18 protein-coding genes, 1 tRNA gene and 1 other RNA gene are annotated in these 18955 nt (G+C 72.4%); 8 read left to right on the plus strand and 12 right to left on the minus strand.

Annotated features, from left to right (window positions below; all coding sequences use genetic code 11):
* The first annotated feature begins 113 nt into the window (after nt 1-113).
* The gene (locus ACZ4TW_RS10845; protein ID WP_465542728.1) at nt 114-1868 is read left to right on the plus strand and encodes a bifunctional 3'-5' exonuclease/DNA polymerase; all 1755 of its coding nucleotides are present in this window, start codon (nt 114-116) and stop codon (nt 1866-1868) included.
* Here the strand turns inward: ACZ4TW_RS10845 and ACZ4TW_RS10850 are convergent.
* Entirely contained in the window at nt 1850-2464 is a 615-nt protein-coding gene (locus ACZ4TW_RS10850; RefSeq protein WP_465542729.1) for a PadR family transcriptional regulator, read from the minus strand. The genes ACZ4TW_RS10845 and ACZ4TW_RS10850 overlap by 19 nt on opposite strands.
* A 192-nt stretch (nt 2465-2656) precedes the next feature.
* On the opposite strand from ACZ4TW_RS10850, the gene ACZ4TW_RS10855 reads away from it, so the two are divergent.
* Complete coding sequence (locus tag ACZ4TW_RS10855; protein ID WP_465542730.1) at nt 2657-3178, plus strand: DUF3145 domain-containing protein; 522 nt, start codon at nt 2657-2659, stop codon at nt 3176-3178.
* Between the two features lie 157 nt (nt 3179-3335).
* On the opposite strand, the gene ACZ4TW_RS10860 is transcribed toward ACZ4TW_RS10855, so the two are convergent.
* The 6 genes from ACZ4TW_RS10860 to aceE all read right to left on the minus strand — a co-directional run bounded on the left by ACZ4TW_RS10860 (nt 3336) and on the right by aceE (nt 10955).
* Entirely contained in the window at nt 3336-4571 is a 1236-nt protein-coding gene (locus ACZ4TW_RS10860) for a beta-ketoacyl-[acyl-carrier-protein] synthase family protein (RefSeq protein WP_465542731.1), read from the minus strand.
* Between the two features lie 65 nt (nt 4572-4636).
* Nucleotides 4637-4885 carry an acyl carrier protein gene (locus ACZ4TW_RS10865; RefSeq protein WP_092670197.1) on the minus strand — a complete coding sequence of 83 codons (249 nt, stop codon included), beginning with the start codon at nt 4883-4885 and terminating at the stop codon, nt 4637-4639.
* A 70-nt stretch (nt 4886-4955) separates the two neighbouring features.
* The gene (locus ACZ4TW_RS10870; protein ID WP_465542732.1) at nt 4956-5960 is read right to left on the minus strand and encodes a beta-ketoacyl-ACP synthase III; all 1005 of its coding nucleotides are present in this window, start codon (nt 5958-5960) and stop codon (nt 4956-4958) included.
* Between the two features lie 27 nt (nt 5961-5987).
* Nucleotides 5988-6908 (minus strand): ACP S-malonyltransferase, encoded by a 921-nt coding sequence (locus tag ACZ4TW_RS10875; protein WP_465542733.1) that lies wholly within the window; start codon nt 6906-6908, stop codon nt 5988-5990.
* A 91-nt stretch (nt 6909-6999) separates the two neighbouring features.
* A complete protein-coding gene (locus ACZ4TW_RS10880; RefSeq protein ID WP_465542734.1) occupies nt 7000-8214 on the minus strand; it encodes a PucR family transcriptional regulator in 1215 nt (404 codons plus the stop codon).
* A gap of 14 nt (nt 8215-8228) precedes the next feature.
* Entirely contained in the window at nt 8229-10955 is a 2727-nt protein-coding gene (gene aceE, locus ACZ4TW_RS10885) for a pyruvate dehydrogenase (acetyl-transferring), homodimeric type (RefSeq protein ID WP_465542735.1), read from the minus strand.
* A 163-nt stretch (nt 10956-11118) separates the two neighbouring features.
* Between aceE and ACZ4TW_RS10890 the strand changes: the two genes are divergently transcribed.
* Nucleotides 11119-11577: a peroxiredoxin gene (locus tag ACZ4TW_RS10890; protein ID WP_465542736.1), complete on the plus strand. Its 459-nt coding sequence runs from the start codon at nt 11119-11121 to the stop codon at nt 11575-11577.
* 28 nt (nt 11578-11605) lie between these two features.
* On the opposite strand, the gene ACZ4TW_RS10895 is transcribed toward ACZ4TW_RS10890, so the two are convergent.
* Nucleotides 11606-12304 carry a hypothetical protein gene (locus ACZ4TW_RS10895; RefSeq protein WP_465542737.1) on the minus strand — a complete coding sequence of 233 codons (699 nt, stop codon included), beginning with the start codon at nt 12302-12304 and terminating at the stop codon, nt 11606-11608.
* A 73-nt stretch (nt 12305-12377) separates the two neighbouring features.
* On the opposite strand from ACZ4TW_RS10895, the gene ACZ4TW_RS10900 reads away from it, so the two are divergent.
* A tRNA-Val gene (locus ACZ4TW_RS10900) sits at nt 12378-12450 on the plus strand.
* 2 nt (nt 12451-12452) lie between these two features.
* Here the strand turns inward: ACZ4TW_RS10900 and ACZ4TW_RS10905 are convergent.
* Nucleotides 12453-14003 carry a glycosyltransferase family 39 protein gene (locus ACZ4TW_RS10905; RefSeq protein WP_465542738.1) on the minus strand — a complete coding sequence of 517 codons (1551 nt, stop codon included), beginning with the start codon at nt 14001-14003 and terminating at the stop codon, nt 12453-12455.
* A 62-nt stretch (nt 14004-14065) separates the two neighbouring features.
* Here ACZ4TW_RS10905 and ACZ4TW_RS10910 point away from each other — a divergent pair, with 62 nt between their 5' ends.
* The 3 genes from ACZ4TW_RS10910 (at nt 14066) to rnpB (ending at nt 16063) form a co-directional block, all read left to right on the plus strand.
* Nucleotides 14066-14887 carry a Nif3-like dinuclear metal center hexameric protein gene (locus ACZ4TW_RS10910; protein WP_465542739.1) on the plus strand — a complete coding sequence of 274 codons (822 nt, stop codon included), beginning with the start codon at nt 14066-14068 and terminating at the stop codon, nt 14885-14887.
* A 34-nt stretch (nt 14888-14921) separates the two neighbouring features.
* Complete coding sequence (locus tag ACZ4TW_RS10915; RefSeq protein ID WP_465542740.1) at nt 14922-15659, plus strand: zinc ribbon domain-containing protein; 738 nt, start codon at nt 14922-14924, stop codon at nt 15657-15659.
* Nucleotides 15660-15687: 28 nt separating this feature from the next.
* Nucleotides 15688-16063: RNase P RNA component class A (gene rnpB / locus ACZ4TW_RS10920), an RNA gene on the plus strand.
* A 29-nt stretch (nt 16064-16092) separates the two neighbouring features.
* Here the strand turns inward: rnpB and ppgK are convergent.
* Together ppgK and map are read right to left on the minus strand one after the other, a co-directional pair.
* The gene (gene ppgK, locus ACZ4TW_RS10925) at nt 16093-16848 is read right to left on the minus strand and encodes a polyphosphate--glucose phosphotransferase (protein WP_465542741.1); all 756 of its coding nucleotides are present in this window, start codon (nt 16846-16848) and stop codon (nt 16093-16095) included.
* Nucleotides 16849-16879: 31 nt separating this feature from the next.
* The gene (gene map, locus ACZ4TW_RS10930) at nt 16880-17743 is read right to left on the minus strand and encodes a type I methionyl aminopeptidase (protein ID WP_465542742.1); all 864 of its coding nucleotides are present in this window, start codon (nt 17741-17743) and stop codon (nt 16880-16882) included.
* Nucleotides 17744-17754: 11 nt separating this feature from the next.
* Between map and ACZ4TW_RS10935 the strand changes: the two genes are divergently transcribed.
* A complete protein-coding gene (locus tag ACZ4TW_RS10935) occupies nt 17755-17940 on the plus strand; it encodes an SPOR domain-containing protein (RefSeq protein WP_465542743.1) in 186 nt (61 codons plus the stop codon).
* A gap of 46 nt (nt 17941-17986) precedes the next feature.
* On the opposite strand, the gene panB is transcribed toward ACZ4TW_RS10935, so the two are convergent.
* Nucleotides 17987-18874, minus strand: coding sequence for a 3-methyl-2-oxobutanoate hydroxymethyltransferase (panB, locus tag ACZ4TW_RS10940; protein WP_465542744.1), 888 nt, complete (start codon nt 18872-18874; stop codon nt 17987-17989).
* Nucleotides 18875-18955 lie beyond the last annotated feature (81 nt).

An 18955-nucleotide genomic window follows, 5' to 3' on the forward strand; every position in this document is an offset into this window, starting at 1 on the left:
CATGTCGCACGCCCGTCGTTCATGCCGACATCATGACCGGTGCCGCCGACACCGGCAGGACGCGGCCGGCCGGCCCACGCGGGATGTCGCCGGCCGGGGGGAGAATCGACGACATGCGGATCGCGGTCGCGTCCACGCGCGCCGGGCGCGTGGAACTCGTCGACCCCGACGGCACCCTCCTCCTCGAGGTCGAACGCGACGCGCTGCCCGCCGAGGTCGCCCGCCTCGAGTCGTCGCTGCGCCCGCGATGGGTATGGCGCGACACCGCGGAATGGGCGCCCGGGCTGCTGGAGAAGGGCGTGCGGGTCGCGCGGTGCCACGATCTCCGACTCTGCGGCGCCATCCTGGCGTCGTCCTCGCTCGTATCCGAGGAGCTGCGGCGCGATCCGGCCCGGCCGGCATGGCTGCCGCCCGGGCCGGCGGAGGCGAGCGCGCTCGGCGCGATCCCCGCCGCGGCATCCGTCGACCGGGGTCCGGCGTTGTTCGACCTCGACGCCGATACCGACCCTGATTCCGATGCAGGGGTGCGAGCACAGCCGGCGCCCACCGACCTCGTCGCCGAGCACGACCGGCAGCTCGCGCTCGTCGGCGCGTCCGAGCGGCCGTCGTCGCTCCGGCTCCTGCTCGCGGCCGAATCGGCCGGCGCGCTCGTGGCGGCCGAGCTTCGCGCTGCCGGACTCCCGTGGGACCGGCACGTCCACGAGCAGGTCCTCCGCGACGCGCTCGGCCCGCGCCCGTCGCCGGGGCGGAAGCCGGTCCGCATGGAGGAGCTCGCCGACGTCGTCCGCACGGCACTCGACGCCCCGAGGCTCAACCTCGACTCGCAGGCCGACCTGCTGCGCGCGCTGCGCGGCGCAGGGATCGCGGTCGACTCGACCGCGCGGTGGGAGCTCCGCGAGCACGACCACCCCGCGATCGCGCCGCTCATCGCGTACAAGCGCCTGGCACGGCTGCTCTCGGCGAACGGGTGGAGCTGGCTCGACGAATGGATCGTCGACGGCCGGTTCCGCGCCGACTACGTCGCGGGCGGCACCGCCACGGGGCGTTGGGCGACGGCGGGCGGGGGAGCGCTGCAGCTGCCGAAGGCGGTCCGCGGCGCGGTCGCAGCCGACGAGGGGTGGATGCTCGTCGTCGCCGACGCGTCGCAGCTCGAGCCACGCGTGCTCGCTGCGCTCGCGGGCGACCACGCCATGGCGGCGGCCGGGCGGGGCCGCGACATGTACCGGGCGATCGTCGACGCAGGCGTGGTCGCGAGCCGCGACGAGGCGAAGGTGGCCCTGCTCGGCGCGATGTACGGCGCGACGACCGGCGACAGCGGCCGCCTGGTTCCCCGGCTCGCACGCGCGTACCCGCGAGCGATGGCGCTCGTCGACCGCGCGGCGCGCGACGGGGAGGCGGGCCGCACGGTCACCACGTTGCTCGGGCGCTCGTCACCGGTTCCGCCGGCGCGCTGGCACGAGCTGCAGGCGCACGCGACCCAGCCCGACGCCACCGAGGCCGACGAGCGGCGCGCCCGGTCGGCGGCGCGCGACTGGGGTCGCTTCACCCGCAACTTCGTGGTGCAGGGCACGGCCGCCGAGTGGGCGCTGTGCTGGCTCGCCGGCGTGCGCAATCGCCTCGCGGCGCTCGGCGAGCGAGCGACGGCGCCCCCCGCCACGGCCTCGGGCCCGGCATTCGAGCGGATGCCGCACCTCGTGTACTTCCTGCATGACGAGTTGATCGTGCACACGCCCGCCGAACTCGCCGACGACGTCGCCGCCGCCGTACGCGCCGCGGCCGACGAGGCGGGTCGGATGCTGTTCGGGTCGGCGCCCGTGGAGTTCCCGCTCGACCTCGAGGCGACACCGAGTTACGCGTCGACGGGGTGAGGCGACGGCGCCCCGCGCGAGGGGCGCCGACCGCGGCGAGGGCGTTCCGCGCTCGCTGCGAACTCGAGCGCGGCGGCATCCGCCCGGCCGACCAGGTCGAGCCACGCGATCGCCGCCTCGGCCCTGGCGAGATCGGCGCCGTCGGCGAGCGCGGCGAGGCCGGTGGATCCGGAGCCGCCCCTGGTCGAAGGCGAGCGGCCGGCCTCGGACCGCTCGGCATCGTCGCGGCGCGACGACCAGCGTTCCCGCTCGCCCGCGAGCACCGGGCCGGCGTCGACCGCGGGAAGCGACAGGGCCAGGAGCACGCGATCGACGGTCTCGTGCCAGGGATCGGCGCCAGCGGCATCGGCGCCCGCGAGCCATCCGGTCGCCGCGGCCCGGCCCGCCGCCGTGACCCGATGCAGCGGCAGCCCGTCATCGGTCGTGCCCGCGGGCTCGATCAGCCCCTGCGCGGCGAGGCGGTCGAGCGTCGCGTACGTCTGGCCCGCGTTGATCTCGCGCCGGCCGCCGGTGCGCTCGGCGAGTCCGCCGTGCAGCTGGAAGCCGTACGCGGGTCCGTCGAGGAGCAGCACCAGCAGTGCATCGCGTACGGCCACCAGGTCTCCTTCGCCCTCGGGCAATCACTCACCCGGTGAGCAGTTTAGTGCTCGACCCTTGTCGAACCGGGGAAAGGCGGGCATACTCGACCTGACGACTCGTCGTCGCCAATCGAACACTGCGCTCACGCCGAGCCCGCACGTTTCCGAGGTCGTAGGGGAAGACGCACCTCACGAGAAACGGAGCAGGAGATGGCGGAGCAGGTCACGCGGGCCGTACGCGCCGCGCGAGGGATGCTGTTCGTGCATTCGTCGCAGCGGGCGCTCTGCCCGCATGTCGAATGGGCGGCGGGCCGTGCGATCGGCACGGCCGTGAACTTCGACTGGGCCGAGCAGCCCGTGCTGCCCGGCACCATGCGCGCCGAGTTCTCGTGGACGGGGGAGCCGGGTACCGGTGCGCGTATCGCCTCCGCGCTGCGCGGTTGGGAGCAGCTCCGCTTCGAGGTGAGCGAGGACCCGGGCGTGGGCGGCGACGGCGCCCGATGGATGCACACGCCCGAACTCGGCGTGTTCTATGCGCAGACCGACTCGGCCGGCAACGTGGTCGTGCCCGAGGACCGCATCCGCTACGCGATGGAGGTCGCCGCGTTCGACGCGGGGGAGCTGCATCGCGAGCTGCGCCTCGCGCTGGGCCAGGCGTGGGACGACGAGCTCGAGCCGTTCCGGCACGCCAGCGACTTCGCACCCGTGGTGTGGCTGCACCGGGTGGGGTGAGACCCGCCGCCAGGTGGCGCGACGCGTTCGTCGGTCGACGAAGTCCCGGCGGCGCACGACCGTAACCGATGCGGCGATGCAGCGGGCCCCGGCGCCGAAAGGCGACCGGGGCCCGATGCAGCTCGGGGTGACGGATGCCGCGGCATCCGCTCGCAGGTCAGACCGTGCGGAACGCCGCAACGGCGTTGTGGCCGCCGAAGCCGAAGGAGTTGCTGATGGCGACCAGCTCGCCGTCGCCGAGCGCGCGCGGCGAGGTCACCACGTCGAGCGGGATCTCCGGGTCCTGCTCGGTGAGGTTGATCGTCGGCGGTGCGGTGCGCTCGTGGAGCGCGAGCACCGTGAAGATCGCCTCGATGGCCCCGGCGCCGCCGAGCAGGTGCCCGGTGGAGGCCTTCGTCGCGGTGACCGCGATGTCGTCGAGGTGGTCGCCGAAGATCCGGCGCAGCGCGTTGTACTCCGCGATGTCGCCGACGGGTGTGCTCGTCGCATGCGCGTTGACGTGCACGACGTCGCCCAGGCTCGCGCCGGCGCCCTCGATGGCCGCCTTCATCGCGCGGGCCGCCGCCGACCCTTCGGGGTCGGGCGCGGTGATGTGGTACGCGTCGCTGGTGATCGCCCCGCCGAGCAGCTCGGCGTAGATGCGCGCGCCGCGCGCCTTCGCGTGCTCCTCGGTCTCGAGCACGAGCGCGGCGCCGCCCTCGCCCATCACGAAGCCGTCGCGGCCGACATCGTACGGACGCGACGCGATCGCCGGCTCGTCGTTGCGACGCGAGAGCGCCTGCATCGAGTTGAACGACGCAATGGTGATGGGGTGGATGGCCGACTCGGAGCCGCCGGCGATCACGACGTCGGCGACGCCGTCCTGCAGGTGCTCCCATGCGTTCACGAGGGACTCCGTGCTCGACGCGCAGGCCGACACGACCGTGCGGATGCCGGCACGGGCGTGCAGGTCCATGCCGACCGCGGCGCCCGGTCCGTTGGGCATGAGCATCGGCACGGTCATCGGCAGCACGCGGCGGGAACCGCGCTCGCGCAGGGTGTCCCACGCGTCGAGCAGGGTCCACACGCCGCCGATGCCGGTCGCCCAGTCGATGGCCAGGCGTTCCGGCGCGACCTCGGGGGCTCCGGCGTCGGCCCAGGCCTCGCGGCCGGCGATCAGCGCGAACTGGCTCGACGGGTCGAGGCGCTTGACCTCGTGCCGCTCGAGCACGTCGGCCGCGGGAACCCTGGCGGTGGCGGCGAAGGTCACGGGCAGCTCGTACTTCGCCACCCAGTCCTGCTCGATGGTGCGCGCGCCGGACTCGCCGGCGAGCAGGGCCTTCCAGCTGTCACGGGCGGTGCCGCCGATGGGCGTGGTCGCACCGATGCCGGTGATCACGATCTTCTTGGTCATACGAAATCACTCCGTGGGGGCGGGACGCCGGACGGGTCGGCTCGCGCCGACCCGTCCGTTCGTCACTAGGCCTGGGCGTTGACGATGAAGTCGACGGCGTCGCCGACGGTCTTGAGGTTCTTGACCTCCTCGTCGGGGATCTTCACGTCGAACTTCTCCTCGGCGTTGACGACGATCGTCATCATCGAGATGGAGTCGATGTCGAGGTCGTCGGTGAACGACTTGTCCGCCTCGACCGTGTCGGTCGCGATGCCGGTCTCGTCGTTGATGAGCTCGGCCAGGCCGGCAAGCACTTCGTCGCGGGACAATGCCATGGTTCTTCTCCTTGCAGGGGTGTCTCGTCGTATGACCGAGACACAGTCTAGATGGACGGGGAACGGCGGCTCAGGGCAGAACCACCACTTGGGCGCCGAACACGAGTCCGGCGCCGAAGCCGATCTGGAGGGCGAGGCCCCCCGAGAGCTCGGGGTGCTCGTCGAGCAGGCGGTGCATCGCGAGGGGGATGGATGCCGCCGACGTGTTCCCGGTCGTCGCGATGTCGCGCGCGATCACGACCGACTCGGGCAGCTTCAGCTGCTTGGCGAACTCGTCGATGATGCGCATGTTCGCCTGGTGGGGGATGAACGCCGCGAGGTCGTCGGCGGTGATGCCCGCGGCATCCAGCGCCTCCTTGGCGACCTTCGCCATGTCCCACACGGCCCAGCGGAACACCGTCTGGCCCTCCTGGCGGAGCGTCGGCCACACCGACGCGCCCTCGCGGAACTCGAGGAGCGTGTGGTTCATGCCGACGGCACCGGCCTTCGAGCCGTCGGAGCCCCACACGGTCGCGCCGATGCCGGCCTCCTCGCTCGGCCCGACCACGACCGCGCCGGCGCCGTCGCCGAGCAGGAACGAGATCGTCCGGTCGGTCGGGTCGACCACGTCGGAGAGCTTCTCGGCGCCGATCACGAGCGCGTACTGCGCCGCACCCGCGCGGATCAAGGCGTCGGCCTGCGCGACGGCGTACGCGTACCCGGCGCACGCTGCGTTCATGTCGTACGCCGCGGCGGGATTCGCGCCCACGCGGTCGGCGACGACCGCCGCGATCGACGGCGTCTGCTGGACGTTCGAGATCGTCGCGACGATCACCAGGTCGATCCGGTCGGCCGGCACGCCCGACCGCTCGATCGCCTCGCGCCCGGCATCGGTCGCGAGGTCGACCGCGAGCACGTCGGCCCCGGCGCGGACGCGCGTGACGATGCCCGTGCGCTGGCGGATCCACTCGTCGGACGAATCGATCGGTCCGACCAGGTCGTCGTTCGGCACGGCGTTCTCGCCGCGGGCCGCACCCACCGAGTAGAGGCGGGTGAAGGCGGGTCCGTGCGACTGGGTGAGCGTGGGGTGCGTCATGCGTTCTCTCGTCGGGATTCGGGTGGGTTACGCGGCCTGCTCGAGCAGCTCGACCGCCGCGGGCAGGTCGTCGGGCGTCTTGACGGCGACGGTCGGCACGCCCTTGAGCGCGCGCTTGGCGAGGCCGACGAGCGCGCCGGCGGGCGCGAGCTCGATGAGGCCGGTGACGCCGGCCGCGGCGAACGAGTCCATGCAGCGGTCCCAGCGGACCGGCGAGGCCACCTGGCCTACGAGCAGGTCGAGGAACGCGGCGCCCGAGCCGACCTGCGAACCGTCGCGATTCGTCCAGAGGGTGATGCCGGGATCGGAGACGTCGAACGAGGCGGCGACCTCGGCCAGGCGCTCGCGCGCGGGCTGCATGTATCGCGTGTGGAACGCCCCAGCGACCTGCAGCGGGATCACGCGCGCCCCAGCGGGAGGCTCGGCCTTCAGCTGCTCGAGGGCGTCGACGGCGCCCGCGACCACCACCTGTCCGCCGCCGTTGAAGTTGGCGGGCTCGAGGCCGAGCGCCTCGAGGCGGGCGAGCAACTCGGCCTCGTCGGCTCCGATGACCGCGCTCATCCCGGTGGGCGCGAGCGACGCGGCCTCGGCCATGGCACGGCCGCGCGCGGCGACGAAGCGCATCGCATCGGCGTCGTCGAGCACGCCGGACGCTGCGGCAGCGGTGATCTCGCCCACGGAGTGACCGGCCACGCCGCCGAGTCCTTTCGCACGAGCGCCGGCGACGAGCGCGCCGAAGGTCAGGATGCCCGCGGCGACGATGAGCGGCTGGGCGATCGCGGTGTCGCGGATCGTGTCGGCGTCGCTCTCGGTGCCGTGCAGCGCGAGATCGATGCCCGCGGCCTCGGAGAGCCCGGCGAGGCGCTCGGCGAAGGACGGCTCGGCGAGCCACGGAGCGAGGAAACCGGGGGTCTGGGAGCCCTGTCCAGGGCAGACGACGACGATCACCGCTCCAGTCTGCCAATCCGGCTGGAGCCGCGTGTGTGCACTCGCGACAAGGTATCGACGGAGCCGTTGTCCCGACAGTACATAGGGAACGTCAACTCGACGGCCGGCGGCGTGGCGCCGCGTCGTGGTCGCTCATCGACCCGATGATGAGCGCCGACTGGAGGATGAGCGCCTCGCGTGCGCCCGTGGCATCCCACCCGATCACGTCGGACACGCGCTTCAGGCGGTACCGCACGGTGTTCGGATGCACGAACAGCTCGCGCGCCGTCGCCTCGAGCGACCGGCCGTTGTCGAGGTAGCTCCAGAGCGTGGTGAGCAGCTCGGTGGAGTGGGCCTGCAGCGGCCGGTAGATGCGGTGCACCAGCGTCGCGCGCGCGAGCGGGTCGCCCGCCAGGGCCCGCTCGGGGAGCAGGTCGTCGGCGTGCACCGGCCGCGGCGCGTGCCGCCAGGACCGGGCCACCGCGAAGCCCGCGAGCGCCGCCTTCGCGCTCTTGCCGGCGTCGACGAGGTTCGCGACCTCGTGACCGAGCACGAGATGTCCCGAGCCGAAGTGCGGCTCGAGCTGGGTCGCGATCTCCATGAAGGTCAGCGCGGGCGCCGTGCCGACCGACTCCTCGGCCTCGCGGCCGCGCGGGTCGGCGCGGCCGATGACCACGACGAGTCGGTTGCCCTGCACGCCCACCAGGACGTCGGCGTGCATGTGACGGGCCGCACGCCGCACCTGGTCGACGTCGAACAGCTTCGGCGCCGTGCCGACGAGCACCGCGACCTCGCCGTGGCCGTGCCAGCCGAGAGCCGCGATGCGGCTCGGCAGCTCGTCGTCGTACTCGCCCGAGAGGATCGAGTCGACGACGAGCGCCTCGAGGCGCGCGTCCCAGAGGCCGCGCGCCTCGGCGGCACGTGCGTAGACGTCGGCGGCGGCGAAGGCGATCTCGCGCGAGTAGAGCAGGATCGCCTCCCGCAGCAGCTCGCCGCCGTCCTTGACCCGCTCCTCGACGACCTCGACGGTGACGCGGATGAGCTGCAGCGTCTGCTGCAGGCTCACGGAGCGGAGCAGCTCCCGTGGTGCCGCGCCGAACACGTCGGCCGCGATCCACGGCGTGGACCGTGGATCGTCGAACCAGGAGATGAACGAGGTGATGCCGGCCTGTGCGACGAGGCCGACGGCGGAGCGCCGGCTCGGCGGCATCTCGCCGTACCAGGGCAGCGTGTCCTCCAGACGCTTGAGCGTCTGCGTGGAGAGCTCACCGGAGATGGTGCGCAACCACGCGAGGGTCTCCGCCTTGGTCTTGGGCTTCGTCGCCACCGTCGGAACGCCTGCTAGCTCTCGCCGCCGGCGGTGCCGGTCGTGCCCGCGTTCACGTCGTGGAGCCGGTACTTCTCGATCGCCCGGGCCGGGAGGGACCGGTCGACCTCGCCGCGGTCGGCGAGCAGCTGGAGCGTCCGGACGACGACCGAGGGGCCGTCGATCTTGAACCAGCGACGCGCAGCAGGGCGCGTGTCGGAGAAGCCGAAGCCGTCGGCGCCGAGGGTGGCGTACTGTCCGGGCACGTAGGGACGGATCTGCTCCTGCACCGCGCGCATGTAGTCGGACACGGCGACGAAGGGCCCCCGGGCCCCCGCGAGCTTCTGCGTGAGGTACGGCACGCGGCGCTCGGCATCGGGGTGGAGGAAGTTGTGCTCGTCGGCCGCGAGGCCGTCGCGGTTCAGCTCGGACCAGCTGGTGACCGACCACACGTCGGCCGCGACGCCCCAGTCCTGGCCGAGCAGGTGCTGCGCCTCGATGATCCACGGGACCGCGACGCCCGACGCGAGCAGCTGCGCCCGGGGACCGTCGCCCCAGCCCTCGGAGATGCGGTGGATGCCGCGGACGATGCCGTCGACGTCGACTCCCTCGGGCTCGGCCGGCTGCACGAGCGGCTCGTTGTAGACCGTCAGGTAGTACATGACGTTCGGATCCTGGTGCGCGCCGCCGTACATGCGGTCGAGTCCGGATCGCACGATGTGCCCGATCTCGTAGCCGTAGGCCGGGTCGTACGAGACGACGGCCGGGTTGGTGGCGGCGAGCAGCGGCGAGTGACCGTCGGCGTGCTGGAGGCCCTCGCCCGTGAGCGTGGTGCGGCCGGCGGTCGCGCCGATCATGAAGCCGCGGGCCATCTGGTCGCCGGCCGCCCAGATCGCGTCGCCCGTGCGCTGGAATCCGAACATCGAGTAGAAGACGTAGATCGGGATGAGCGGCTCGCCCTGCGTCGAGTACGAGGTGCCGATCGCGGTGAACGCCGCGAGCGCGCCGGCCTCGTTGATGCCGACGTGCACGATCTGGCCCTGCGGGCTCTCCTTGTAGGCCAGGAGCAGCTCTCGGTCGACCGACGTGTAGTGCTGGCCGTTCGGGTTGTAGATCTTGGCGTTCGGGAAGAACGCATCCATGCCGAACGTGCGGGCCTCATCGGGGATGATCGGCACGATGCGGTTGCCGAAGTCCTTCGAGCGCATGAGGTCCTTCAGCAGCCGGACGAACGCCATGGTCGTGGCGACCTCCTGCGTGCCGGAGCCCTTCTTGGCGATCGCGTACGCCGAGTCGTCGGGCAGCGAGATCGCGGTGTGCGTGGTGCGGCGCTCGGGCAGGTAGCCGCCGAGCTCGCGGCGACGCTCGTGCATGTACCGGATGGCCTCGTCGTCGCCACCGGGGTGGTAGTACGGCGGCAGGTAGGGGTTCTCCTCGAGCTGCGCGTCGGTGATCGGGATGCGCATCGTGTCCCTGAAGGTCTTCAGGTTGTCGAGCGTCATCTTCTTCATCTGGTGGGTCGCGTTGCGGCCTTCGAAGGCCGGACCCAGGCCGTAGCCCTTGATGGTCTTCGCGATGATGACCGTCGGCTGGCCCTTGTGCTCGACCGCCGCCTTGAAGGCCGCGTAGACCTTGCGGTAGTCGTGGCCGCCGCGCTTGAGGCCCCACACCTGCTCGTCGGAGAGGTCCTTGACGAGCTCGAGGGCTCGCGGGTCGCGGCCGAAGAAGTTCTCGCGGACGTACGCGCCGGACTCCGCCTTGTAGGTCTGGTAGTCGCCGTCGGGCGTGACGTTCATGAGGTTGCGCAGCGCGCCGTCGTGGTCGCGCGCGAGCAGGTCGTCCCACTCGCGGCCCCAGACGACCTTGATGACGTTCCATCCGGCGCCCCGGAAGAAGCTCTCGAGCTCCTGGATGATCTTGCCGTTGCCGCGGACCGGCCCGTCGAGGCGCTGCAGATTGGCGTTGATGACGAACGTGAGGTTGTCGAGCCCTTCGTTCGCCGCGACCTGCAGCTGGCCGCGGCTCTCGACCTCGTCCATCTCGCCGTCGCCGAGGAACGCCCAGACGTGCTGGTCGGAGGCATCCTTGATGCCGCGGTTGGTCAGGTACTTGTTCAGCTGCGCCTGGTAGATCGCGTTGATCGGGCCGAGGCCCATCGACACGGTCGGGAACTGCCAGAACTCGGGCATGAGCCGCGGGTGGGGATACGACGAGAGGCCGTTCGGGGCGTGCGACTTCTCCTGGCGGAAGCCGTCGAGCTGGTCGGCGGAGAGCCGGCCCTCGAGGAACGCGCGCGCGTAGGTGCCGGGGGAGGCGTGCCCCTGGATGAAGATCTGGTCGCCGCCGCCGGGGTGGTCCTGGCCGCGGAAGAAGTGGTTGAACCCGACCTCGTAGAGCGCCGCCGAGGACGCGTACGTCGAGATGTGGCCGCCGACCGCGATGCCGGGGCGCTGCGAGCGGTGCACGAGCATGGCCGCGTTCCAGCGGATCCAGGCGCGGAAGCGGCGCTCGATCTCCTCGTCGCCGGGGAACTCGGGCTCGTTCTCCGGCGCGATGGTGTTCAGGTAGTCGGTGGTGGGCACCATCGGCACGCCCAGGTGCAGCTCCTTGGAGCGCTTGAGCAGGCTGAGCATGATCTCACGCCCGCGCTGGTGGCCCTTCTCGGCGACGAGGGCGTCGAGGGACTCCGCCCACTCGGTGGTCTCCTCCGGATCGGAGTCCATCGCCTCGACCGAGTACGGGTCCTGGTCGTTGACAGTCACACTCGACCTCTCTCTTCAGCAGATCGTGCCTTCTCGTTCGGTGCGTGCGCACGACGAAGCGACCGGGTCACGGTCGGGGGCACCACGCCATCCTAGTGATTCTACGGCCGGTGTGACGGGGCTAGGCTGGCGCGGGTCCGGACCCGGTCGTGAGGAGGCGCCCATGATCCTCGGCCCCGGTGCGATCGCACCCCAGTTCGCCCTGCCCGACCAGCACGGCACCCCGCAGCGGCTCGCCGACCGCCGCGGCATCCGGCCGGTCGTGCTCGTGTTCGTGCCGTTCGCGTTCTCGCGCACGTGCACGGGCGAGCTGCGCGAGCTCGATGCCCACGCCGGGTTGTTCGCCTCCGCCGGCGCCGACCTGCTCGTGGCATCCGTCGACGCCAAGTACGCGTTGCGCGCGTGGGGCGAGGCCGAGGGAGTGGGCGTGACCCTGGTCTCGGACTTCTGGCCCCACGGTGCGATCGCGCGAGCGTACGGCGCGTTCGACGAGGACGCGGGACACGCTCGACGTGCGTCATTCGTGATCGGCGCCGACGGCGTCATCCGCTCGTCGTTCTCGACTCCGCCCGGCGAGGCCCGACCGATCTCGGCGTATCGCGAGGCGCTGTCGGCGCTGTGACGGATGGCTCGCGGTCGCAGACGCGGCGTCAGCCCAGGATCCCGACCGACCGGGCGATCACGAGCGCGAGGATCACGAACCCGCCGAACGCCTGCAGGCCCATGAGCAGCTTGATGCGTTGCGAGAGCGGGATGGCGTCGCTCGCGCTGAACGCCATGCTGTTCGACAGCGAGGTGTAGAAGTAGTCCACGAAACGAGGCGTCCAGTCCATGACCGCCGACGACCGGGCGGCGACCTCGGCCACGGCGGTGTGATCCTCGTCCTGTGGGAAGCGCAGGTCGGCCGCCGGCAGCTCGGTGCGCGCCCACATGGTCCGCACGACCGGCCCGCCGCGGTCGAGCTCCCAGTACAGCAGGGCGAATCCGATGACGTTCACGACCCACACCTGCAGCGCCGCGAGCAGCAGCTCGGGGGCGTCGTGATGCCCGCCGACGAGCTTGTAGACGATGATGACCAGCGCGACCTGGTTCACGAGCACGAGGAGCAGCGCGAACCCGACCGAGACGATCCGGTACCACCTCGTCTGGCGGACCAGCCGGTGCGGATTCACGATCGAGAGCGTGATGAGGAAGGCGACACCGGCGCCGACGACGACGAACCGCTGGACGCCCACGAGCGAGTTGGGCAGCAACGCGTACAGGGCGAGCGCGCCGAGCAGCGCGACCACCGCCGGCCAGCGGTACTCGGGCTCGGCCGTCCGGCTCGGATGCCGCTCAGCCACCTCCATGCCCGTGAGTCTAGGCCGCTCGGATAGCATGGGCGTGCGCCGCACGGCGGGCCGAGCGGCCCGGCGCGGCGAGGGGCCTTTAGCTCAGTTGGTAGAGCGCCACGCTTACACCGTGGATGTCGTCGGTTCGAGCCCGGCAGGGCCCACGTCATTCGCGGCGTTCAGTCCCCCCCCGCGCGTAGACCTCGACGACGTGCGACACGAGCACGCGCCGTTCGACGGGCGCGAACCCCTCCCGTCGAAGCACCGCGATTTCGGCGTCGGCCCCGTGGGCGCTCCGCGACACCACGACGACGCGATCGAGGTCGTCCAGCCGATGTGCGATGTCGGCGAGGGGCGCCGAGACGTCCCACAGCCCGTCGGTCCGGTGATAGGGACGGACGAGGGTGAGGTCGACCAGTCCGCGGAATCCCTCCGGGTACGCGTGCATCGCCAGGCGCGGGCGTCGGGACGGACGGGTCTGTTCGTCGAACACCACGCCGTCGCCGGCGACGGCCAGTTCGTCGACGACGGCGGCGACGGACTGCCAGTCCGTGCGCGCGTTCTTCGCGTACGGGGTGCGCTGGTCGACGTACGCGGGAACCGACAACATGACGACCGCGGCGATCGCGGTGCCGCGCAGCCATTCGCCCGCCAGCGCCGAGATCCCGACGGCGATCATGATCGCCACGCCCGGCGCGGAGACGACGAGGTAGCGCGGCGTGTAGACCGGTGTGGTCGACGCCGTCACGGCGAGCAGCACCCCGGCTGGCAGCACGGCCCACGCACCGGCCAGCACGAGGAGCTCTCGCCGTCCGGCCCACTCGCCGTCGCAACGGTGCGCGATGCCCGCAGCCACCGCGACCGCGATGAGGCACCACGACCCCACGGCGACCGCGGGGAGCATGAACCACGGCGCGACGAGCAGCGAGGCGGCGTTCACGACGTCCTGCCGCCCCCTGAACGCGACCTGCTCCCGCTGCGCGAGGGCGAGCAGCGCGATCGGGGCGGCCAGCGTCGCCGCGGCCGACCACGCCAGTGCGAACGGGCCGAGCGGAGTGGCGGGGCCGCCGTCGAGCCGGTGCCGGCGCGCCACCCGGTGGACGACGGCGACGGCGTGCACGGGGATGAGCAGCGCGAGGACCAGGAACAGGTACGTTCCTGCCGCGAGGCCTCCCGCATAGGCGGTCCACCAGGCCGGTCGCGCCGGACGGTCGAGCAGCCGGAGGAGCAGCAGGGTCAGCCAGACGGCCAGTGCGGTCGCCAACGCCATCGACCGCGCCTCAGTCGCCACGTACGTCACGCGGGGCATCGCGGTGAACGCGCCCACCGCGACGAGCGCCACCCACCGCGCGGTGCGCCGCCGGACGAGCAGGTACAGTCCGGCGGCCGCGGCGCCCACGGCGAGGCCGGACGGGAGGCGCACCGCGAACGGCGTGGCGCCGACCAGCTCGATCCAGCCGCGCATCAGCGCGTAATACGCACCGTGCACCGCGTCGACGGTGCCGAGGAGCCCGAGCAGCGACGGCCAGTCGCGCCGCGCGGACATGATCGTCGCGGCCTCGTCGCCCCAGAGCGACGGCACCCACGACCCGCTCACGGCGATGACCGCGGCCGCCGCGCCGACGAGGGCCGCGACCGCGAGGTCGTTCGGAGCGCGAACCGCCCCCAGGACGGGCGCGCCGCGCGTCCGCCTCGCGGTCCCGCGGAGATCCTGCATCTGACCCGATCCTATGGAGGCCGGGCGGAATCGGCCACGGGGTGCGGCGCTAGGCTGGGCGGGTGCCCGTCCTCCTCGCCGACCTGCTCGAGACCGTGGAGCGACTCTGGCCCGTATCGGGCGCCGAGCCGTGGGATGCGCCGGGCCTCGTGACCGGCGACCCGGCTCGCGGCGTGTCGCGCGTGCTGCTCGCGGTCGACGCGGTCGCCGCGACGGTCGACGAGGCCGTTGCGGCCCGAGCCGATGTGCTCGTCGCGCACCACCCGCTGCTGCTGCGCGGCGTCACCTCGATCGCCGAGGACCGCTACAAGGGGGCGCTGCTCGCGAGGCTCATCCGTGCCGACTGCGCGCTCGTCGCCGCGCACACCAACGCCGACGTGGTGGAGACCGGCACCTCGGCCGTCCTGGCCGACCGGCTCGGCCTGGTCGAGGCGGCGCCGATCGTGCCCGGTGCGACGGATGCCGCGCGCGGACTAGGTCGCATCGGGCGGCTCGCCGAGCCGACCACCCTCGGTCGCCTGGCCCGTCGCCTGGCCGAGGTGCTGCCGCCCACGGCGAGCGGCGTGCGCGCGGCCGGCGGATTCGACGACCCGGTCGAGACCGTGGCGGTCTGCGGCGGCGCCGGCGACTCGTTGCTCTCGCACCCGGCCGTGCAGGGCGCCGACGTCTACGTCACGGCCGACCTGCGCCACCATCCCGCGTCCGAGGCGCGCGAGCAGGCCGTGCTCGGCGGTGGCCCGGCCCTCATCGACGTCTCGCACTGGGCGAGCGAGTGGCTGTGGCTGGATGCCGCGGCCGACGAGCTGCGCGCCGCGCACCCCGACCTCCAGGTCGTCGTGAGCGACCTCCGAACCGACCCGTGGGATTTCCAGGTCCTGCAGTGACCCATCCCGCCCCCACCCCCTCGAGGAGCACCACGTGAAGGCCAGCCCCGCCGACCAGCAGCAGCTGCTGCGCCTCCAGTCGATCGACACGCGACTGCAGCAGCTCGCCCACCGGCTCCGCTCGCTCCCGCAGTCCGCCGAGCTCGCGGCGCTCGCCGACCGCGACGCCGGCGTGCGCACGCGTCGTGCCGAGGCGGTCGGCGCGCTCGAGGACGCACGCACCGAGCTCGGTCGCATCGAGTCCGACGTCGACGTCGTCGAGAAGCGCATCGCCCGCGACGGCGAGCGCCTGACGCACACCTCGTCGATGAAGGATGTCGCGGCGCTCGAGTCCGAGCTCGTCTCCCTCCGCAAACGCCTCAGCGACCTCGAGGACCAGGAGCTCGTGGTCATGGAGAAGGTCGAGGCCGCCGAGGCGCACGTCGCCGACATCGATGCCGAGCGGGCCGACGTCGCGGCCGACGTCGAGCGCTTGGAGGGGGAGCGCGACGAGGCCGCGGGCGGGCTCGCGACCGAGCGCGACGGCGCCGAGCGCGACCGCGCCGCAGTCGCCGGAACCGTCCCGGCGGAGCTGCTCGCGTTCTACGAGCAGCGGCGGGCGCGGGGCGGCGGCGTGGGCGCCGCACTGCTGCGGCAGCGCACCTGCGGCGGCTGCACCATCACGCTGACGGGCTCCGACCTCGAGGCGGTCCGCCGCGCCGCGCCCGACGAGGTCGTGCAGTGCCCCGAGTGCGACCGCATCCTGGTGCGCACCGACGAGTCGGGGCTCTGAGCCCCCTCCGGTACGCTGGAAGGGCGAGCGGGTCGGCAAGACGGCCGCGTCGCCCGAGCGATCGGGCGCCGAGGAACGTCCGGGCTCCGCAGGGCAGGACGGTGGGTAACACCCACCCGGGGAGACCCGCGAGACAGTGCCACAGAAAGCAGACCGCCACGGGCCTCGGCCCGCGGTAAGGGTGAAACGGTGGGGTAAGAGCCCACCAGCGGCCGCGGTGACGCGGTCGGCTCGGTAAACCTCGTCCGGAGCAAGGCCAGACAGGGGACCATGGGGCGGCCCGTCCCGTCCCCGGGTAGGCCGCTGGAGGGCTGCGGTGACGCAGCTCCGAGAGAGATGGCCGTCCAGCCGGTGTCGCGCAAGCGCCCGGTCAACAGAACCCGGCGTATCAGCCGGCCCGCTCGCACCCCGCCGCGTCGCAGCGCGCCATCCGCTAGAAGCGGGCGGCGAGCGCGGCGGCGCCCAGCAGTCCGGCGTTGTTGCGGAAGGCCGCCGGCACGATCGGGGTCCGCAGCGAGAGCAGCGGCAGGAACTCGTGATGGTGCTTGGAGACGCCGCCGCCGACGATGAACAGGTCGGGCGAGAACAGGAACTCGACGTGCGAGTAGTAGCGCTGCAGCCGCTGCGCCCAATCCGCCCACGACAGCTCTTCGCGTTCCATCGCCGAGTAGGCGGCGCGATCCTCGGCGTCGTGCCCGTCGATCTCGAGGTGGCCGAGCTCGGTGTTCGGCACGAGCACGCCGTCGTAGACGAACGCCGAGCCGATGCCCGTGCCGAGCGTGGTGAGGATGGCGAGGCCGCGCTCGCCCTTCGCGGCGCCGAACTGCGACTCGGCGTAGCCGGCGGCATCCGCGTCGTTGATGAAGTGGATGGGAGTGCCGAGCTCGCGCTCGAACAGCTGCTCGGCCTCGAGCCCGATCCACTCGTCGGAGACGTTCGCGGCCGAGAGGGTGCGCCCGTGCTTGACGATCGCGGGGAAGCACACCCCGAGCGGCAGCGACGCGTGGCCCTGGCCGGCGATGATCGCGAGCAGCTGGCCGGTGGCATCGAGGATGTCGCGAGGGCGGCCGCCCGCGGGCGTCTTGATCTTCACGCGCTCGGTGACGAGCTCGCCGGTGCCGAGGTCGACGACCGCTCCCTTGATGCCCGTGCCGCCGATGTCGATGCCGATCGCACGCTCCGTCGTCATGGCGCCACCCTATCGCGGGCGTCCGGCTCGTTCAGGGCAGCGTGAGGATCTCGGCGCCGCGTTCCGTGACGACGAGCGTGTGCTCGAACTGCGCGGTGAGCGACCGGTCGCGCGTGACGACGGTCCAGTCGTCGGCCCAGAGGTCCCAGTCGGTCGTGCCGAGCGTGAGCATGGGTTCGATCGTGAACACCATGCCGGGTTCGAGCACGGTCGTCGCCTCGGGCGCGTCGTAGTGCGGGATGACGAGCCCCGTGTGGAACGCACGACCGACGCCGTGTCCGGTGTAGTCGCGGACCACTCCGTAGCCGAACCGCTTCGCGTACGACTCGATCGCGCGCCCGATGACGTTCACCTGCCGACCGGGCGCGACGGCGCGGATGCCGCGAGCGAGCGCCTCTCGCGTCCGCTCGACGAGCAGGCGCGTCTCCTCGTCGGCCTCGCCGACGAGGAACGTGTGGTTGAGGTCGCCGTGGTAGCCCTCGAGGTACGCCGTGACGTCGATGTTCACGAGGTCGCCCTCCTCGAGCACGGTGTCGTCGGGGATGCCGTGGCAGATCACCTCGTTGACCGACGTGCACGAGGACTTCGGATATCCGCGGTAGCCGAGCGTCGACGGGTAGGCGCCGTGCGCGACCACGTACTCGTGGGCGATGCGGTCGAGCTCGTCGGTCGTGACTCCGGGGCGGATGGCGGCCGAGGCGGCCTCGATCGCGCCCGCGGCGACACGCCCGGCCGCCCGGATCCGCTCGATCTCGCCGGTGGAGTAGCGGTCGCCCCCGATGTTCGGCGAGGGAGCGGCGCGACCCACGTACTCGGGCCGGACGATCGCCGCGGGGACGGCGCGCGCGGGCGACGGGCGGCCGGGGATCAGGTGGCCGGCGGGGTCCTTGGGCATAGGATCAGCCTATGTCGCGGGATGCCGAGCATCAGTTCTGGTACAACCTCAACACCGGCGAGGTCGAGGAGGGGATGGTCTCCCCGGCGGTCGAGCGCGTCGGGCCGTTCGAGACGCGGGCCGAGGCCGAGCACGCGCTCGAGATCCTCCGCGCCAACAGCGCCAAGTGGGCCGAGGAGGAGGCCGCCGAGGAGTGAGCCGGGCACCGGCACGCGTGCGAGCGCGCCGGCGTCGACGCGCGCCTCAGTAGGAGTGCTCCTCGGTCGGGTAGGCGCCCGACGCGACATCGGCCCGCCAGGCGTTCGCCGCGTCGCTGAGGACCGCCGCCAGGTTCGCGTACTGCTTCACGAACTTGGGGATGCGGCCCGTCGTCAGGCCCGCCCAGTCGGTCCAGACGAGCAGCTGGCCGTCGCAGTGGGGGCCGCCGCCGACCGAGATCGTCGGGATGTGCAGCAGCTCGGTGACCTGTCGCGCCGCATCGGCGGGCACCATCTCGAGCACGACGGCGAACGCCCCCGCATCCTGCACGGCCTCGGCGTCGGCGAGCAGCTGCTTCACGCCCTCGCCCCGGCCCTGGATGATGTGGCCCCCGAGCCCGTGCTCGCTCTGCGGCGTGTAGCCGATGTGCGCCATGACCGGGATGCCCGCGCCGACGATGCGCCGGATCTGCTTGTGGCTGCGCTCACCGCCCTCGAGCTTGACCGCGTGGGCGCCCGTCTCCTTCATGAAGCGGATGGCCGTGTGCAGGGCCTCGTCGGGACCGTTCTCGTACGACCCGAACGGCATGTCGGCGACGACGAATGCGCGCTGGACGGCGCCCGCGACGGCTCGGGTGAGCGGGATAAGCTCGTCGACGGTGACCGGCAGCGTCGTCTCGTAGCCGAGCACGTTGTTGCCGGCCGAGTCGCCGACGAGGAGGAAGTCGATGCCGGCCTCGTCGAAGATGTGCGCGGTGAGCGCGTCGTAGCTCGTGAGGCCGGTGATCTTGATGCCCTCGCGCTTGGCGTTCTGGAAGTGCCTCGTGCGGACCCGCTTCGGGCCCCCCTTGACCGCCGCGGCACCGCCGTACGGGTTCTCGGGAACGGCGGACTCGCCTGCGGACGCTGCGTCGGTGGATGCGGTGTCGGACATGTCGTCATCCTCGCACAGCGGGCCGTCACCCGGCGGGGCGGGGCGACGGGACCCAGTACGCTGAAGTGCATCGAGGAAGGG

Source organism: Agromyces sp. NPDC029043 (assembly GCF_055564615.1).

Coding starts and splice junctions, on each gene's coding strand:
- ACZ4TW_RS10845 (WP_465542728.1), top strand. CDS start 114: ATGCGGATCGCGGTCGCGTCCACGCGCGCCGGGCGCGTGGAACTCGTC.
- ACZ4TW_RS10855 (WP_465542730.1), top strand. CDS start 2,657: ATGGCGGAGCAGGTCACGCGGGCCGTACGCGCCGCGCGAGGGATGCTG.
- ACZ4TW_RS10860 (WP_465542731.1), bottom strand. CDS start 4,571: ATGACCAAGAAGATCGTGATCACCGGCATCGGTGCGACCACGCCCATC.
- ACZ4TW_RS10865 (WP_092670197.1), bottom strand. CDS start 4,885: ATGGCATTGTCCCGCGACGAAGTGCTTGCCGGCCTGGCCGAGCTCATC.
- ACZ4TW_RS10870 (WP_465542732.1), bottom strand. CDS start 5,960: ATGACGCACCCCACGCTCACCCAGTCGCACGGACCCGCCTTCACCCGC.
- ACZ4TW_RS10890 (WP_465542736.1), top strand. CDS start 11,119: ATGATCCTCGGCCCCGGTGCGATCGCACCCCAGTTCGCCCTGCCCGAC.
- ACZ4TW_RS10895 (WP_465542737.1), bottom strand. CDS start 12,304: ATGGAGGTGGCTGAGCGGCATCCGAGCCGGACGGCCGAGCCCGAGTAC.
- ACZ4TW_RS10905 (WP_465542738.1), bottom strand. CDS start 14,003: ATGCAGGATCTCCGCGGGACCGCGAGGCGGACGCGCGGCGCGCCCGTC.
- ppgK (WP_465542741.1), bottom strand. CDS start 16,848: ATGACGACGGAGCGTGCGATCGGCATCGACATCGGCGGCACGGGCATC.
- map (WP_465542742.1), bottom strand. CDS start 17,743: ATGCCCAAGGACCCCGCCGGCCACCTGATCCCCGGCCGCCCGTCGCCC.
- ACZ4TW_RS10935 (WP_465542743.1), top strand. CDS start 17,755: ATGTCGCGGGATGCCGAGCATCAGTTCTGGTACAACCTCAACACCGGC.
- panB (WP_465542744.1), bottom strand. CDS start 18,874: ATGTCCGACACCGCATCCACCGACGCAGCGTCCGCAGGCGAGTCCGCC.